The organism is Terribacillus aidingensis (assembly GCF_040703035.1).
GTDB lineage: Bacteria > Bacillota > Bacilli > Bacillales > Amphibacillaceae > Terribacillus.
In genome coordinates this window covers 1,037,990-1,054,479 of the sequence record NZ_CP159996.1, presented here as the reverse complement: position 1 = coordinate 1,054,479, position 16,490 = coordinate 1,037,990, and the positions used below count along the sequence as shown (strand labels likewise).

Genomic DNA, 16,490 nt, shown 5'->3' with positions numbered 1-16,490 from the left:
TACGCGCTTGCATGCAGCTGAAACCATTGGGTGTGGGGAGCGCGTCCCGTGTGGCTTGTAGTAGGATACATTATGACCAACCAGCAAAGATTTATTCTTGTATTATATGATTGAAAAAATAAAAAAACCCCCTAAGAATTAGGGGGTTCTCTAAATCACTGATATTGTTTGAATACAAGTGCAGCATTATGGCCGCCAAAACCAAGTGAATTACTTAAAGCAGCGCGAACTTTCTTCTCACGCTTCTCATTCGGTACATAATCCAAATCACAAAGTGGATCGTTCTCCGTTTGATTGATTGTCGGAGGAATCATGCCCTCTTGAATTGCTTTGACACATATGATTGCTTCCACCGCTCCAGCAGCACCAAGCATATGGCCTGTCATTGATTTCGTAGAGGAAATAGCTGTCTGATAAGCATGGTCTCCAAGAAGCTGTTTTAAAGCTGCTGTTTCGAATTTATCGTTAAGTTCTGTGCTTGTCCCATGTGCGTTAACATAATCGATATCTTCTGCCTGCAGGCCTGCATCCTCCATTGCTTGACGCATCGCACGTACAGCACCTTCACCTTCTGGAGCTGGTGCAGTGATATGATAAGCATCACCCGATGCTCCGTAGCCAACAATCTCAGCATAAATAGTTGCACCGCGTTCCAAGGCGGAATCAAGTGATTCTAAAATTAAGATACCCGCTCCTTCTCCCATTACGAAACCATCTCGGTTGGCATCGAAAGGACGGCTTGCCGTCTTCGGATCATCATTGAAGGATAGTGCTTTGGCAGCTGAGAAGCCTGCAAAAGCCATCTTTGTCAAAGGCGCTTCCGATCCGCCTGTGATCATCGCATCTGCGTCACCGCGTTCGATAACCTTGTAGGCATCTCCGATCGAGTTCGCTCCAGATGCACACGCTGTAACGGAGCAAGAGTTGATTCCTTTTGCACCAAGCTGGATGGATACTTGCCCGGAAGCCATATCCGGTATCATCATCGGTACAAAGAAAGGACTTACTCTACGAGGACCTTTCGTCATTAGTTTCTCGAACTGTTCTTCATATGTGCCCATTCCACCAATACCAGAACCGATCCAAACTCCGATACGGTTTGCATTTTCGTCAGTAATCTCCAGTTTTGCATCTTCGACAGCCATCTTACTCGCTGCTACCGCATATTGTGTGAAAAGATCCATGCGTTTCGCATCTTTCTTCTCCATATAATCTTCAGGATTGAAGTCCTTTACTTCCGCTGCCACCTTCGCAGGGTAATCATCTTTATTAACACGGGTCAAAACATCAACACCCGATTTACCTTCCAAGAGGTTCTGCCACGTTGTAGCGGCGTCATTTCCAACTGGTGTCACCGCACCTAGTCCCGTGACAACTACTCTTTTCTTTTCCATACGATTGTTTCCTCCTTCTTCAGCAAAAAATCATGCTGAAGCTGATCTGACATGTCCAATAATTATAATGACCATGATAAAGTGCATAATCTGAAATACATTGTAACGTATTTTTCTTGATCTGTAAGCTCTTAAATGAAAACAAAATATCTCAGTTCCAATAAACTAGGTAATTACATAGACAAGATGCAGACTGCGAACATACTTTAACGTATGGAGGTGCGGAGATGAGAAGAAATGACCGTATGGATGAATTCCTTTTTGGAAAGAGAAGAAATTCAGAGCCGGAACAAGAGGAAATTAAAAAAGAAGAACCAAAAAAAGAATTCAATTTGATGGAGACAGCTGGCACAATCATGGAGACTTATGAGCAACTCTCTCCATATGTAAAACATCTGAAAAATCACGCAGCAAAATACATTAAGAAAAAATGAAGACTGGACTGTGCGGAGCAGGCTTATTCATAAAAAAATCTGAATTGTGCATAGTGTTTGTGTAAAGCCGATAAATCATCCTTTAAATTGCGTGTAAGAGCAATAGCTGCTTGATCTTCCTGCTCCGGACACACCTCTTTTGTATAAAAGCGATAATTAGTCATACTTCCATCACCTGATAACAGCTTGCTGATGGTTTGCATGACAGGTTTGATAGGCAGCGCATTTTTATGGAAATATTCATCATCAAACAAAATTCGTTTGTTATTCCATTGAATTGCTTCCTCATCTCTTGGCATCCATTCGCCGTATAAGATCGGTAACAGAATCTGTTTTTCAAGTTCAGAGGTATTCTCGGCAGCGTAACTGATATCTACACAAGATTGATTTTCCACTCTTTTATCCGCTGTTCCGAAGAAACTGACATACGCTTTATAATCCGTATCTTGAATTCCTTCGCGGAACATGGCATGACGACCAATATACATACTTAAATGTGACTCTTTATCTGTTAAGGATTGCCCATGCAAGCCTGATACTTCATGGCCATCTTCCAGTAATGCCTGGACTAAATGATACCCTTCCCAGGAATAACACTGACTTACGAGGAAATGCATAAATTTCACCGCTCCTATCCATGTGAGGATTTGCACAAGAATCGTTTTCTTTTTGACCGGAACCTGCTATGATAGAAGTATATGTGTGAATGATAGAGGTGATACTAATGCGGTTTGTTGCAACAATTATTTGGGCTTTCGTCCTTAGTGCTGTCGTAGCGTTTGTGCTGACGAGCATGTCCGGTGATCCATACGATATGTCACTTGTTATCGTCATGACAATCATCTTCAGTCTAGGTGTATGGACTGTATCTGCTGTTCTTCCAAAAGGGGAAGAACATGAATAAAAACCTTGCCATCTGGCAAGGTTTTTTCTTTTACCACGGAATAAGGCTGAGTGCTGCCAAGCCTACTAGCGGTAATACCAGCCGGCGGAAGCGACCGCCAGGATATCCATACCCGTATCCATAACCCGGATAACCGTATGGATTGCGGTATTCGTCGTCATCCTCTTCCACATAATCATACTGCTCATCTGCTGGTATTGCGAGATGGACATACTCGTCATCCACATCCAAAACAATTCCATCCAATTGATAGCCATCCATAAGCTGCACAAGGACATATTGGTTTTTATGCTGCTTACACATATTCATCATGTGATGAGACTGCGGATATGTTTGTTCATAAGAATTCGTCACGATGAACCCTCCCCCTTTACACACTCAGCCTATGCCGGGAAAGTGTCCTGTGTGCAAAAAAAAAGCCCTCCTGCTTAAGCAGGAGGACAGTGTATTAATCCGGAATTCCGAGAGCTATTTTCGCATAGCGGGACATGCGGTCCTTGGACCATGGCGGACTCCATACAATATTTACTTTTGTTTCCTTCACTTCTGGAATATCCATAAGGACGCGTTTTACATCTTGTTCGATATGGCCAGCCAGCGGGCAGCCCATTGCAGTCAACGTCATCGTAACGATGCCAGTACCATCTTCATCTATATCTACACCGTACACTAGGCCAAGGTTAACAATATCAATTCCCAACTCAGGGTCGATAACGTTCTCCAGTGCACCGAGCATATTCTCTTCCAATGCTTGATCCATTCTTACTCCTCCTTTATACCAGTTCAAGAAACTGTTTGTCTGCATCTATTTAAACATATTTTCGGTAAAATAGAAATAAACTGCTACAGTACCTTCTCCAGCCAAGCTGTTCCGGCTAGCATCGCTTTTCTGGATACTTTGTGCCCAGATCCAGCTTCCGTAACATACGTGAACTGCTCCTGATCTGCGGCTTCATATTCCAGCGTTTCATAGAAACTGCGGGAATGTATATATGGAACAACAGGATCCTGATCACCATGCCAGAAGAACATTGGCCGGTCACCGATCGCCTCAGGATGCAGAGATAAATCAATTTTCTCTAAAGAGGTGAATAGCTGCTCCATTTCTTCCTCTGGTATATTCATTTCGACGCCGGATTTCTTTACCGCTTCCACCATTCCGCGCGCGAATGCTGCAATCTTAGGCGATCCCATCATGACCATACCAGCTTTGATCCATTCAAATTGTGTAAGTGCAGCACATGTCGTGATTCCACCCATGCTTGTACCACCGATTGCAAACCGTTCACTCTGTATTAATCTTTTTTCGGATGCGTACTGATGAATCTGCTGCAAATCATACAGATTCTGCTTTACGATTGCGAAAAATTCCATTTGACGCTTGCTGCTGCTTACACCATCTTCCCGAATACCATGATGGAGCGCTTCCGGCAAGAGTACGCGATATCCTTTTTCAGCCAGCATGTATGCAATTGGCAAATTATGTTCCCTGGCGCTTGTGAAGCCATGGAAATATGTAAACACAGGAAGTTCTTGATCCTCAGCACCTGCTTGCTCAATACGCAGCAACGGTACCTCGTTCCAGACTTCTTCTTTAATGACGATCATTTGCTTCATCCTCTTCTACGTTTTCCATTACCTACTGCTTCATCTTAGTTGTCCAGGCCGCTTTTGTAAATCGATACTCCTTCGTCTTGACGATTTCTTTACAGATGAGAAAGAGAAGGATACACTATAATGTACAATATAGAGGTGATAATAAATGGAAAAACATTTGATAGCACTTGATTTAGATGGAACACTTTTAACAGATGATAAACATATCTCTGAAAAGAACAAACAAGCCATAGCAGCAGCAATACATGCTGGTCATGTCGTCGTTATTGCAACAGGGAGGCCCCATCGTGCTTCCTTGGCTTATTATCGTGAACTCGGGCTTACTACCCCGATGGTGAATTTCAACGGAGCGCTCATCCATCATCCAGATGATAAAAAATGGGACGCTGTCCACTCCCCGATGCCGGTCCGTACAGCACGTAAAATTGTGGACACATGCAATAAACTTGATGTGAAAAATATCATTGCAGAAGTGATGGATGATGTATATATCGATCGTTTCGACCAATACTTATTGGACTTGTTCCACTTAGAGGAAGAAGATGATCCGATTAAAGTTGGCAGCTTGAATCAAGCGCTGCAGGATGATCCAACTTCCCTGCTCATTTATCCACATGAAAACCAAGTTGCTTCCATCAGGGAGACACTCGAGAAAGAGCATGCCGAAGTAATTGAGCATCGACGCTGGGGTGCACCTTACCATATCATCGAAATCATTCGCAAAGGGCTGAGCAAAGCAGTCGGTTTGCAAAAGATCTCCCATTATTATGGTATACCGCAGCAAAATATCATCGCCTTCGGTGACGAAGACAATGATCTGGAAATGATCGAGTATGCCGGTGCAGGAGTTGCAATGGGTAATGCTATCGGGCCGTTGAAAGAAATCGCCAACTACACAACCGGATCGAATATGGAGGATGGCATTGCAACCTTCCTTCATTCTTATCTGAAGCTGGAAGTGCCGACGAATTAACAATTTTTACAAATCATACTTCCTGCGTTCAAGGAGCAAACTAAAAGCGTAATCGGGTAAAGCCGGTTATGCTTTTACTTCTTTAGACGTTCGGAGGGGTAACGAATGAGTAAGAGGAGTAAATCTAAACGGTTCACGAGTCAAGGAGCGCAATCGGTAAGACAGCATGACGATGTTTTCGTCTACCGCGAACGTTTCAGCGATAGTGTGAAGAAGCATCAATCAGAAAGCCATAATGGAGGGTTTTAGGATGGAAAACTTCTTCGAAAAAGCCAAGAAAACAGTGCAGGGCTTGACTAATAAACCAAGCCAGGATGACTCTGCAACAGCGCAAGAGACTATCCAATCTGCATATAACGATGCGACTGCAGAAGAAAAGCAGCAATTGCAGGACTTCGAGCAGAAGCTCGACCAGTAACAGAAGAGGCAGATCCGGTTTTCGGATCTGCCTCTTTCTTATTCCTGTTCCTTTTCAAATGCAATTATCCCTTTGTTACCAGGCTGCAAGATCGATTGCAAAATTACAGTCGACAGCTTATTCGGCGGGTAGGGTTTGATCAAATAATGATTGATTTCATAGTGCTTCGCTTTTTCCATTTCCTGTATAGCACTAGAAATGAAAATAGGGATATGCCGTAGTTCTGGATGCTGTTTGATTTCATGTATAACATCCCAGCCATCCACACCCTCGCCAAGCATCAAATCGATTACAAATGCTGCTGGTTTTAATTGCGGCAGCTGTTTGATAAGTGCCTCTCCAGTGATGAAGCGGTTCACAGCAAAGCCGGCATCCTTCAGCTCATCCTCCAGAAGAATTGCTAAGCTGCGATCATCCTCCAGAAGAATTATTTGGCGGCTTTGTTCAACTTCTGGCAAGACATGCACATCTGCCTCAACCAAAGGCAATACTATTGAAAAGACACTGCCCTCACCCTCGGTGGATCTGACCATGATTTTCCCGTCATGGGCTTCGACGATTTCTTTACAAATAGCAAGCCCTAATCCAGTACCGCCGATTTTGCGACTGCTGGAATTATCGAGCCGATTGAATTTCTGGAACAGTCGCCCTAGTTCTTGATCTGGAATGCCGATTCCTTCGTCAGAAATATGGACATAAAGCTGATGCTTCTGCTGTTGAATAGAAACGACCACATCTCCGCCTTCCGGTGAGAACTTGATGGCATTACTGACGAGATTCGTCAATACCTGAATCATTTTGTCATGATCCACACTCACATGATCATATACACTATTCTGCTGAAGGACGAGATTATGATTAGTGTTCATAGACTGGAAATTCTCGATCACCTGCTCCGCAATCGGCGTGAAAGGCTGTTTTTCTTTCACATATTCCTGCTTCCCGGCTTCCATGCGCTGCAAATCGAGAAAGTCATTGATCAGATTCGTCAGCCTTGTCGCTTCCTGATGAATCGTCTGCAAGTATCGCGCTTGGCGCTCCGGCTTTAAATCCTTGGTGATCATCAGCTCTGTATAACCAAGTACGCTTGCCAGAGGTGTTCTTAATTCATGGCTGACCGTACTAACCAGATTAGATTTCATTTGATCCACTTCGTATTCCGCTGTAATATCACGGTAAACAAAAAGGGTACCAATTTTCTCGTCATGACGTGTAATGCTGACATGATATAGAAGCAGCACTTTATTCTGTACTCCGCTGACACGCAGCCTCAGACCGCCCTCTGGCTGTTCTTCTTTGAAAATGGCTTGGTTCACGTATGCCTCGTATGCTTCTTGATTTTCAATGTATGTTTTACTAAATTCCATCCAGCTAGCATAATCATTGCAAGCGTCCCGGCGGGATTGCACGGCAGCAAGCTGCAGGTATACCTGCCAATTGGCATTGTACTGCAGTAAATCCCCAGTGTTACTGACAAATTGGATACCTTCATTCACATTATCGATAATATCCTGATTAAGTTGTCTATTGTATTCTGTGAGCTCATACGATTCAATCTTATCCAAGAATAAGCTGAGTCGTTTCAAAATCCAATTCAGTTCTTTCTTTTCTGACTCCCGGAAAGAACGCTGGAATCTCGTACATATAAATACAGCAACTAATTCTCCAGCCGAGTTATGCACAGGGATATGCAAATCTTCACTCATTCCGCTTTCACGATATCCCACTTCCCCTTTGTCTGCCTGCCTTTCAAGTACAAATGGTTCCGGATTTTCTTCCAGACGCTGTATCACTGTCTGGAAATGTGCAGCTACTGGCGCTTTAAATTGTTTTGTGATTCCGATTGCAGCAAATTCCGATGTCTCTGCCATAAAAATGACGCCTTTATCATACTGATAAAGAGCAGACAGTTCTTTTATCGTTGTATCCAGAAGAGCTTGCTTTTCCATCGTAACGGATAATGTGTTATTCATACGATTCATTCGTTCGATGCTTTGTTTTGTTTCCTCAGTCTCACGCAAAGAATCCCGAAGCATCCTTTCTGACTCTACGATTCGCGTAATATCCTGTTCAATTACAATAAGCTGTTCCATAACCTGATCTTCATTTGAATACGGCACAATTGTTGCATGCACCCAATAGCTTGTTCCATCTTTCTTCCGATGCTCAAGTGTTCCGCTCCAAGCCTGCCCTTGAAACAGCTCAGGAAAAACTGTTCTGATATCTGTCCTATTCGCCTCTAGCGCGATAATATTGAGAAAATCCTTTCCGATAAGCTCTTTCTCCGGATACATGGAAATGGAACTGAAATTTTCATTTACTTGTTTGACAATCCCTTTGTTATCCAGAACTATCACCATCGAGGATTCATTCAATGCCCAATTCAAGTTACGCAGATCATTGACATAGCTCTCCAGCTGTTCTTGCTGTTCCGTCAGCTGAGCGTTCTGTTTAGAAAGATTTTGCTCCCGATTTTGAATACGTTTAGTCATATCACGGAAAGCATCCGATAGAATACCGATTTCATCACTTCGTTCAAGAGGCGCAATGGTCACATTTTTCCCATGTGCAACATCATAGGAAGCAGTTGATAAATCATACAAAGGCTTCCCAATGTTCCGCGTGAACTGTCGGTTAAAGAATAATAAAATTCCGAAGATAAGCAGGACAAAGAGCAGCAGCATATAAGATTCCCACGTGTTATCCTGCATAAATTCATTATGCAGCTCGGATATAGCATCCTCGTTATGCTGTCTTAGGTTTTCCGTCACATGCAGAATATCATTGATTTCATCTATCCGTTCATCGACTACATCATCCGCAAATCCTTGCAGATTATCCGACTCGATAGCTTCCTGCAGCTCTGGATAATACGTATCCCAATAAATATCCTCAAAACTCTTGATCCGTGTCAGGTTATCTCTTTCTTCCAAAGAAAGATCGAACGCTTCGAGCTTGGCCAGGTTATCCTCCAATGACGCATGAGAGTTTTCTGCATTTTGCCTTTCCTGGTCATTTGTATAAAGAGCGTAACCTCGCATATGGAATACCATATCACTTAAGTCAGATTTAATATTCTGCAGAACTCCCCGCTTTTCAACAAGGACATCCCGCTCCTTTTCATATTGCTTATTAGTCGAATAATGCATATAAAAGAAAGCAGCAATACCTAGCATCGTGGCCAGCAGAACAAAGAAGAGAATATAAAGGAACTGCCGTCTGATCGTTTTTCGAAAGTAATTAGGCATCTAGAATATCCTCTACTAACAAAATCAATTGAGACGGACTAAATGGTTTCGCCATATAATAGGCAATGCCAGCTTTTTTCGTCTCCTCGATATCAGACTGCTGTGTTTTTGCGGTCAGCATAATGATCGGGCATTTCTGCTTCCAATCCGCAGACAGCGACTGGGCCACCTCGATACCTGTCTTGCCGGGCATCATATTATCCAGAATCACCAAGTCATAGTTTTCTGATTGCATTTTCTTTAGGGCTTCATTTCCATTAGCTGTACTCTCAATCTCATGACCTTCATCTTCCAAAGTATCCGTGATTAACATACGCAATACCTCTTCATCATCCGCCACTAATATCTTTGCCATCTTATTTCCTCCTCTTAGGTGCGGAGCGTCAGCCTTTTGATTCTGGCTGCCACTTCTTCAACATGGAATGGCTTGGTCATATAGTCGTCCGCTCCAAGCTCCAGCGCTTTTACTACATCCTGGTTATCTTGTCTGCCAGTCAGCATCATGACAAAAAGATTTTTTTCATTTGAATATGTGCGCAAAGCTGTCAGCACTTCGAGCCCATCCATATCCGGCATGACTCCATCAAGCAGAACAATATGCTTGCCCGCTTGTCTGATCCAATCGGAGTCAAGCAAGGAGCTTCCGTCTGCAAAAGCCTTTAGCTGTACACGATAGCCATCCATCTGCAAACCTTCCAGACTATCATGAAGCAATGAACGAATGATGGTATCATCATCCACTACAGATAGATAAAGAGATTTATAATGCTTCTCATCCATATTATGATGACAAGCTTCATAAATATTTACTTGCTGTTTTCCATTACGTTTCCCGAAATACAGGGCTTGATCAGCTTGTTCGATCAAATGATCCAGCGAAAATTGCTCACCTTTTCCTCTCGATGCTATACCTGCTGTAAAGGATGTATAGATCGTTGTTTGAGCCAGCTCATGCGGCTGCTGTTTATAGCCTTCCAGAATTTCACGTAAGCGGCTTGCTGCAAGTTCATCCGTAATTCCCGGCATGAGCAGAAGGAACTCTTCCCCTCCATACCTGATGATGTAATCCTCTTCTCTCACAGCACCTTTAAAATAAGCAGCAAAATTCCGCAGTACAATATCACCGCTTGCGTGACCATATGTATCGTTTACTTGTTTAAAATTATCAATATCAAGCACGGCACAAGTGAGCTCTGCCTCCCGGCCAGCTGGGAAGCCAGCTAAGAATGAGCGGTTATAAACTTGCGTTAATGGGTCGACCACGACTCGCTGTTCCAGCGTTTCCAAAAGCTTCAAACGGTTAAAGATGAGTTCAATTACCAACTCGTCCACTTCATGCTGATCAATAATATCGGTTATACCATTTCGGAAGAATCGCTGTTTTTCCTCGAATTTCAAATTACCTCCAATGAACATGACAAAGGAAAACATCTTCTGTTGAACATAGGATTTATCTTCCTTCTTTATATGCTCACGCCAGCTGCCATCAATCAGTGTCATAAGCGGATGCGCCTCGTAAAGATGCGCAATCGCACGTTCTTTGTCCGCGGCTACAATTACTTGGAGCCCTTCCTTCTCGATACGTTCTCTCGCTCGCATGAGCCAGTCATTATTGCTGGATATAAGCAGCACAGGTTCTTGCCTGATAAATTCCCGCGGTCTAACAGGAAGTTCAGCTTGCTGCTGCAATTCTGGCTCGATAGCTTCTATTATTGGCATCCAAATGTCCTTTGACAGACGTTCCTCATCTATTTCCGCTATACAGAGCAGCTGGGCTTCTGCAACTTCAGACAAGGTATTAAGACCTATGGATGCTCCTGTCCCTTTTATTTGATGGATTAACTGATATAAATCCCCTTTTCGTATCGTTTCCTGCTGCTTGAACATTGCAAAACTTTCATTAATTTTTGACGTAAATATCTCTTGGTATTTCTTCAATCTGTACACCTCTATCTTTATTAAGCACTTAACTCCTGGTGTATTAGCTAAGATTGCAGGTTGATTATATCACAACAGCAACCTTCATCTTTGTTTCCCTAAAAATTTACGATTATAAAATAAATCGGTCAGTTTTACTACCAGAAGACCATATAGTAAGTGCCCGGTATACCAGATTATAATAGCCAACCAATCATCTACAGCTGGTACTGACTGTTTAGCAAGAATGGATAATGGAAAATATACAGAGGCCGCAAAGAGGCTTAGACCAATACTACTCAACCACCTGCCTAGTCCGATCCTATTTATCAATAAGAAGAAGACAAGGACAATTGCCCAGGAAATAATAATGTGAAAGATGTTGAGCATAAGTTCATTCCAATCCACCTGTCGAAAATAGGGAATGAAATCAACATTCAGCAGTAATGTATACACCTTACTGCTAGTTAATTGCTGCCAAAGATACATCCAGGCCGATAGTGCAATGCCCGATATACTGCCAATGCAAAAAACACGAACCACCATCCATACCCCTCCTCTACACCTTTTTCACTACCCAAACCTGTTTCTATTTAACCAAGTTATTTCCCGCTTTTTAAATCGTTCGCTATCTGCTATGATAGTGGTAAGTATGGACGCAAGGAGGCCAATAGCATGAGTATTAGAGTGGAAAATACCCCAAATCCGAATGCAAAGAAATTTACTACTGATAAAATCATCTTTGAAGGCAACGGCAGCGTGTCTGTCATGCCTGGACAAACGAGCGAATACGACATCATGAATCAGCTGATGACAGTTGAAGGTGTCGATAATGTTTTCGGTTTCCAGAACTTCATTACAATCAACAAGCTGCCGAACGCAGATTGGGACGAGCTTTCTGCGAAAGTCGTCGCTGTCATGGAAGAAGCAGGCTATTAAAAAAAGCTGAGGAGCTATAATGCTCCTCAGCTTTTATTTATCTTTACGGAAGAATCCATAGATACCCGCTGTCTCTACGACATTCATGAAGGCTGATGGATCCACTTCCTTAATAATGTGCTCCAAATCATATAATTCATAACGAGTGATGACGAGCATCAGCATATTTTTGTCCTGCTTTGTGTAGCCGCCTCGAACAGGAATGATCGTAATACCCCGTACCATTTTATTATAAATCGCTTTTGAAAGCTCGTCCGCCTTGGTAGTGACAATCATTGCTGTCACCTTCTCATAGCGTGTATGGATCGCATCGATTACTCGAGTCGATACATAAAGCGTGACCAGCGTGTACAAGGCATTGGCTGGTTCATTCAAGACACCGGCAAGAAGGATGATGACTCCATTCAAAAGCAGGAAGTATGTGCCAACAGGGCGATCCTTCAGACGGGATAAAATCATGACGACAATATCCATACCTCCGGTAGAAGCTCCCCATTTGAGTGTCAGACCAACCCCAACACCTGCAATGACACCGCCGAATACGGCATTCAGGATGATATCATCTGAAAGAGCATGAATAGGAAGCAGCTCCAGCATGACTGTCATACAAGCAACTGAAAAGAGACTATAAATCGTAAAGCCTTTGCCCACCTTCATCCAACCAAGGATAGCTACTGGAACGTTCAAAATGAAAAGCCAAATCCCAGTACCGATCGAGGTGATACCAAGTACTTGTGCAAAGAAATCGAATAAAAGCTGTGCAGCACCGGTAAAGCCGCTGCCATATACACTTGCAGGTATCAGGAAGAAATTCAGTGCCACTGCATTGAGCAAAGCTCCGAAAATGACGACCACGATACGTTTCACTTCAAAGTAGAACAATTATGTACCTCCTCATAAGACCCATACATTAAAAAGCTTGCGCAGAACGACTGTAAGCTATTCCTGCGCAAAGCCCGCGAATCATTATAGCCGAAATCACTCCGAATGAAAATACTTTTCTTAAGTAAGGAGCTAATAGTAGCTCCCGAAGTCAAACTCGTATCTTTACATCATGATGCCGCAGCCAAAAGTCAATCTGTCCCAGATGTGCCAGCAGCTGCGGACCGGTCATCAATTGACCGAACCAAGGAGCAGTTACATCCTGACCTTTGCTTTTGACAAGTGCATCAATGGCCTTCCGGTCGAATAAGTCGAATAAGCGCGCATCATCATCCCGGAGAATCTCTTCCATCCACTGAACGACAGCAGCCGTATAAACTGGATTATGTGTTTTCGGATATGGACTCTTCTTCCGATAAAGCACTTCATCCGGCAGGATTCCTTCGAGCGCTTTTCGAAGTATGCCCTTTTCTTTATTGCCGTACGTCTTTATTTCCCATGGGATGTTCCAGACATATTCCACCAATCGATGATCACTAAACGGAACCCGGGCCTCGAAGCTTGCTCCCATGCTCATCCGGTCCTTTCGATCGAGCAACGTCGGCATAAACCAATGCATATTCAAATAAAACATTTGTCTCCGTTTTGCTGCTTCTGCTTCTTCACCAGGCAGCATTGGTGTTTCATCAATAGTCTCTTGATATCTATCTAGCATATACCCATGCAAATCAAGGTCATGCTGCCATTCTTTCTTCAGCAAGCCATTACGGACTTGAGCTGATCGGATCCAAGGGAAACCTTCTCTGTTCAAGTCATCCTCCCGGTAAAACCACGGGTAGCCACCAAAGATTTCATCTGCGCATTCACCTGATAATGCTACCGTAACATTCTCCTTGATTCGTTCACAGAACCAAAATAATGAGGCGTCGACATCCGCCATACCAGGCAAATCCCTAAGAATCGCTGCTTCTTTTAGCGAGCCAGCTAATAACAGATTATCCATTACATATGTCTTATGGTTCGTTCCAAAGGCTTTCTGCATTTTCTCAACAAAAGTCTGGTCGCTTGCCGGCTGGAAATCGCTTTTCTTGAAAAACGTATCGTTCCCGTCAAAATCGATCGAGAATGTTGAAAGCTGCCCTTTGCCTGTTTCTTTATAGTGATTCGCAGCAATTGCGGTTATCGCGCTCGAGTCGATGCCGCCTGACAGAAAGGTGCCAAGCGGTACATCTGATACAAGCTGTCTGATGACGGAGTCTGTCAGAAGTTCTCTTACTTTTGCAGCAGTTTCATCTATAGAATCTGTATGTTCTTTGCTTTCCACGTTCCAATAACGAGTCAGCTTCAAGCCATTCCGATCGAATTTCCCAATGTGTGCTGCTCGTAATTCCTTGATGCCTTTAAAGACGCCGTGGCCAGGTGTCCGTGATGGACCGAGTGCCAAAATCTCCGAAACGCCTTCCTTATCAAGTACTGCTTCCACTTCTGGATGGGCAAGGATTGCTTTCAGTTCTGACCCGATCAACAGCCCGCCATCCTGTTCCATAAAGAAGAGTGGTTTTACGCCTAATCTATCCCTTGCAAAAAAGAGGGTTTCTGTTTTGTCATGCCAAATGGCGAATGCAAATATCCCATTAAATTTCTCGACACACGCTTCCTGCCACTCAATATAGCTTTTCAGCAGCACTTCCGTGTCGGAATGCCCTTGAAAGGACCATCCACGCTGCTTCAATTCCTTCCGAATATCTTCTGTGTTGTAGAGCTCTCCATTGTAAATCAATGTATAAGTCCCGCGCTCATCAGTGTGCTGCATCGGCTGTTTGCCTCCTGCAGCATCTACTACAATCAGTCGCCGGTGACCGAACAGGACATGTGGTGCGCCCCAATCGTTGTACTCATCCGGACCCCGTTTCGATAATGTCTGAGCCATCTTCTGGATCACAGGTTGCTCCTGCACCAGATTTCGTTTGAAATTAACCCACCCGGTAATACCGCACATATGCCCGCTCTACTCCTTTTCTCGCCTATGTCATATTAAGCCGTTACTTCTACAACATATGAAAAGCGGAGCTAAACGTGAGCAAAAGAAAAAAACCTGCCTTTATAGGCAGGTTTATGGCAGGAATCCCATCGGAAGGATGCCAAAGCCAAGCAGTAATGTAATGACGAGCGCAATGAGGAAGATAATCCACCAAGCTTTTGCGGACTTTTCTTTCTTCAGTTTCACGAGAATCATCTCCATGCAGACGATGACGATCAACCCGGCAATACCTTTGATGACTGCTTGGACAGTAAAGGAAGAACCAGATGCGTCAAAATATCTCCATAAAAGTACAAAGCCAGTATACAAGATAAGCAGATAATCAAGCCGAAGGATCATATGCGGAATTGTTGCCTTCTTTATTTTCTTCTCGCTATAAAGAACAAGCGCAAAGAAGAAGAGCAGAAGACCGAGTCCCCAGCCGATTATATGTGTAAGTATCATTCCGTCCATGGTGCGCCTCCTTTTGTTATGTACCCGTACATCATACCATGTTTCCCATTATTGCCGCATTAAGACACTTGCTGTTCGTTTTTCTTCCGAAGCGGCTGAATTTTTCCATACGTCAGTATGCGCCACAGCCATTCAATAGGTCCGAAGGTGAAATATCGGAACCAGAGGCGGCTCAAGATCACTTGGATTACGAAGACACCAATGACAAAGCCAATGAAGCCTGCTAAAGAGAACGTCCCATATAATCCGAAACCGATATCGTAGAACAAGACGAACATCAATACGGACTGGAATAAGTAGTTGGACAAAGACATGCGCCCAACGTAGCTTAGCTGACGTGCAATCCAACTGAAGATAGGGACGTTTGCCAGGAGTGTTATCAAAGAAAGATAAAACAGCGCACATGCTGGGCCGCCAATCGAATCTTGAACAATGCTCAGCCAATAAGGTGCTCCAATCAAGTACGGTCCCGCTTTGAATACGACGAAAAGAAATCCGGTTATAGCAGTAAACCAAATCAGCTTGCGACGATTGGCTACTGGATCATGAAACAGCTTCGTACGGGCGATATACGCGCCAAGCATCAATAATGGCAGCAGCATAAATGCATTGAGGAATATACCGCCGGCCCCATTGGCTGTCGACCAGTCAATTAGATTCTGCTGCAGGACATCAGTATAAGTACCATTACCATAAGCGGCTAGCTTACTAGGTATATCCATCGTGCTGTACATTATTTCATTTATTCCTTCACCTAGCATTGACGCGGCCAGAGTTAACAGCGTAAACAGCAGAACCACCGGAAGAAGCAAAACCGGAATCATTGTCAGCAGAACCCATCTTGGTGTATATAGGAATGGAATAAGCAGTAAACCAAGAATTGCATATGTAAAGAGAATATCGCCATGCCAAATAAGAAATGCATGGATTGCTCCTAGTCCGAGCAGTACCAGCATACGTCTGCTCAGGAACCAGCCAGGTTTGATGCCGTCTCGTTTCCGACTATCAAATATTAGCTGCATACCGAACCCGAATAATATGGAAAATAACGTATAGAAGCTGGCTTGGAAAAATATATCGATACCGCCTAGCAAAAAGTTATCAAGTGGTGAATCCCATTCCGGAGAGTCAAATCCCGGCATATAAAAGGGAGATCCGAATGATGGTGCGTTCACCATGAAAATACCAAGTATGGCTGCCCCTCTTGCTGCGTCGATCCAATGCAGCCGTTTTGTCTGTGGCATAGGTCTTATTCTTTCTTTCATCTCAT

At 43.6% G+C, this 16,490-nt stretch carries 19 protein-coding genes; 6 read left to right on the top strand and 13 right to left on the bottom strand.

Annotated elements, in window-relative coordinates:
• Positions 1 to 155: 155 nt before the first annotated feature.
• Positions 156 to 1,394: a beta-ketoacyl-ACP synthase II gene (gene fabF, locus ABXS78_RS05685; RefSeq protein ID WP_095223796.1), complete on the bottom strand. Its 1,239-nt coding sequence runs from the start codon at positions 1,392 to 1,394 to the stop codon at positions 156 to 158.
• A 227-nt stretch (positions 1,395 to 1,621) separates the two neighbouring features.
• On the opposite strand from fabF, the gene ABXS78_RS05680 reads away from it, so the two are divergent.
• Complete coding sequence (locus ABXS78_RS05680; protein ID WP_366249286.1) at positions 1,622 to 1,828, top strand: hypothetical protein; 207 nt, start codon at positions 1,622 to 1,624, stop codon at positions 1,826 to 1,828.
• 23 nt (positions 1,829 to 1,851) lie between these two features.
• On the opposite strand, the gene ABXS78_RS05675 is transcribed toward ABXS78_RS05680, so the two are convergent.
• Complete coding sequence (locus ABXS78_RS05675; RefSeq protein WP_366249285.1) at positions 1,852 to 2,445, bottom strand: hypothetical protein; 594 nt, start codon at positions 2,443 to 2,445, stop codon at positions 1,852 to 1,854.
• 107 nt (positions 2,446 to 2,552) lie between these two features.
• Here ABXS78_RS05675 and ABXS78_RS05670 point away from each other — a divergent pair, with 107 nt between their 5' ends.
• Complete coding sequence (locus ABXS78_RS05670; RefSeq protein WP_141234162.1) at positions 2,553 to 2,732, top strand: DUF2929 family protein; 180 nt, start codon at positions 2,553 to 2,555, stop codon at positions 2,730 to 2,732.
• A 30-nt stretch (positions 2,733 to 2,762) separates the two neighbouring features.
• Here ABXS78_RS05670 and ABXS78_RS05665 read toward each other — a convergent pair whose 3' ends face one another.
• The 3 genes from ABXS78_RS05665 to ABXS78_RS05655 all read right to left on the bottom strand — a co-directional run bounded on the left by ABXS78_RS05665 (position 2,763) and on the right by ABXS78_RS05655 (position 4,340).
• Positions 2,763 to 3,086 carry a hypothetical protein gene (locus ABXS78_RS05665; protein WP_286160776.1) on the bottom strand — a complete coding sequence of 108 codons (324 nt, stop codon included), beginning with the start codon at positions 3,084 to 3,086 and terminating at the stop codon, positions 2,763 to 2,765.
• A 94-nt stretch (positions 3,087 to 3,180) separates the two neighbouring features.
• Positions 3,181 to 3,492, bottom strand: a complete 312-nt coding sequence (locus ABXS78_RS05660; protein ID WP_038559343.1) for a metal-sulfur cluster assembly factor — start codon at positions 3,490 to 3,492, stop codon at positions 3,181 to 3,183.
• Between the two features lie 83 nt (positions 3,493 to 3,575).
• Positions 3,576 to 4,340, bottom strand: coding sequence for a prolyl oligopeptidase family serine peptidase (locus tag ABXS78_RS05655; RefSeq protein ID WP_366249284.1), 765 nt, complete (start codon positions 4,338 to 4,340; stop codon positions 3,576 to 3,578).
• A gap of 154 nt (positions 4,341 to 4,494) precedes the next feature.
• Between ABXS78_RS05655 and ABXS78_RS05650 the strand changes: the two genes are divergently transcribed.
• The 3 genes from ABXS78_RS05650 to ABXS78_RS05640 all read left to right on the top strand — a co-directional run bounded on the left by ABXS78_RS05650 (position 4,495) and on the right by ABXS78_RS05640 (position 5,740).
• On the top strand, positions 4,495 to 5,322 hold the full coding sequence (locus ABXS78_RS05650; RefSeq protein ID WP_366249283.1) for a Cof-type HAD-IIB family hydrolase: 828 nt from the start codon (positions 4,495 to 4,497) through the stop codon (positions 5,320 to 5,322).
• Between the two features lie 105 nt (positions 5,323 to 5,427).
• The gene (locus ABXS78_RS05645; RefSeq protein ID WP_170937469.1) at positions 5,428 to 5,571 is read left to right on the top strand and encodes a hypothetical protein; all 144 of its coding nucleotides are present in this window, start codon (positions 5,428 to 5,430) and stop codon (positions 5,569 to 5,571) included.
• A gap of 1 nt (position 5,572) precedes the next feature.
• On the top strand, positions 5,573 to 5,740 hold the full coding sequence (locus ABXS78_RS05640) for a DUF3813 family protein (RefSeq protein WP_176465779.1): 168 nt from the start codon (positions 5,573 to 5,575) through the stop codon (positions 5,738 to 5,740).
• Between the two features lie 38 nt (positions 5,741 to 5,778).
• Here the strand turns inward: ABXS78_RS05640 and ABXS78_RS05635 are convergent, their stop codons facing one another.
• The 4 genes from ABXS78_RS05635 to ABXS78_RS05620 form a co-directional block, all read right to left on the bottom strand.
• Entirely contained in the window at positions 5,779 to 8,988 is a 3,210-nt protein-coding gene (locus ABXS78_RS05635) for an ATP-binding protein (protein WP_366249282.1), read from the bottom strand.
• Positions 8,981 to 9,343, bottom strand: coding sequence for a response regulator (locus ABXS78_RS05630; protein WP_366249281.1), 363 nt, complete (start codon positions 9,341 to 9,343; stop codon positions 8,981 to 8,983). Before ABXS78_RS05630 ends, ABXS78_RS05635 begins: the two co-directional genes overlap by 8 nt.
• A gap of 14 nt (positions 9,344 to 9,357) precedes the next feature.
• Positions 9,358 to 10,926 (bottom strand): diguanylate cyclase, encoded by a 1,569-nt coding sequence (locus tag ABXS78_RS05625; RefSeq protein ID WP_366249280.1) that lies wholly within the window; start codon positions 10,924 to 10,926, stop codon positions 9,358 to 9,360.
• Positions 10,927 to 11,010: 84 nt separating this feature from the next.
• Positions 11,011 to 11,451, bottom strand: coding sequence for a hypothetical protein (locus ABXS78_RS05620; protein WP_366249279.1), 441 nt, complete (start codon positions 11,449 to 11,451; stop codon positions 11,011 to 11,013).
• A gap of 129 nt (positions 11,452 to 11,580) precedes the next feature.
• On the opposite strand from ABXS78_RS05620, the gene ABXS78_RS05615 reads away from it, so the two are divergent.
• Positions 11,581 to 11,844 carry a NifU N-terminal domain-containing protein gene (locus ABXS78_RS05615; protein WP_366249278.1) on the top strand — a complete coding sequence of 88 codons (264 nt, stop codon included), beginning with the start codon at positions 11,581 to 11,583 and terminating at the stop codon, positions 11,842 to 11,844.
• A 33-nt stretch (positions 11,845 to 11,877) separates the two neighbouring features.
• Here ABXS78_RS05615 and ABXS78_RS05610 read toward each other — a convergent pair whose 3' ends face one another.
• From ABXS78_RS05610 to ABXS78_RS05595, 4 genes are all read right to left on the bottom strand, one after another.
• Positions 11,878 to 12,726: a YitT family protein gene (locus ABXS78_RS05610; protein WP_095223785.1), complete on the bottom strand. Its 849-nt coding sequence runs from the start codon at positions 12,724 to 12,726 to the stop codon at positions 11,878 to 11,880.
• A 151-nt stretch (positions 12,727 to 12,877) separates the two neighbouring features.
• Positions 12,878 to 14,725 carry an asparagine synthase (glutamine-hydrolyzing) gene (asnB, locus tag ABXS78_RS05605; RefSeq protein WP_366249277.1) on the bottom strand — a complete coding sequence of 616 codons (1,848 nt, stop codon included), beginning with the start codon at positions 14,723 to 14,725 and terminating at the stop codon, positions 12,878 to 12,880.
• A gap of 114 nt (positions 14,726 to 14,839) precedes the next feature.
• Positions 14,840 to 15,220 (bottom strand): DUF1516 family protein, encoded by a 381-nt coding sequence (locus tag ABXS78_RS05600; RefSeq protein WP_366249276.1) that lies wholly within the window; start codon positions 15,218 to 15,220, stop codon positions 14,840 to 14,842.
• 59 nt (positions 15,221 to 15,279) lie between these two features.
• Entirely contained in the window at positions 15,280 to 16,485 is a 1,206-nt protein-coding gene (locus ABXS78_RS05595) for a DUF418 domain-containing protein (protein WP_366249275.1), read from the bottom strand.
• Positions 16,486 to 16,490: the final 5 nt, after the last annotated feature.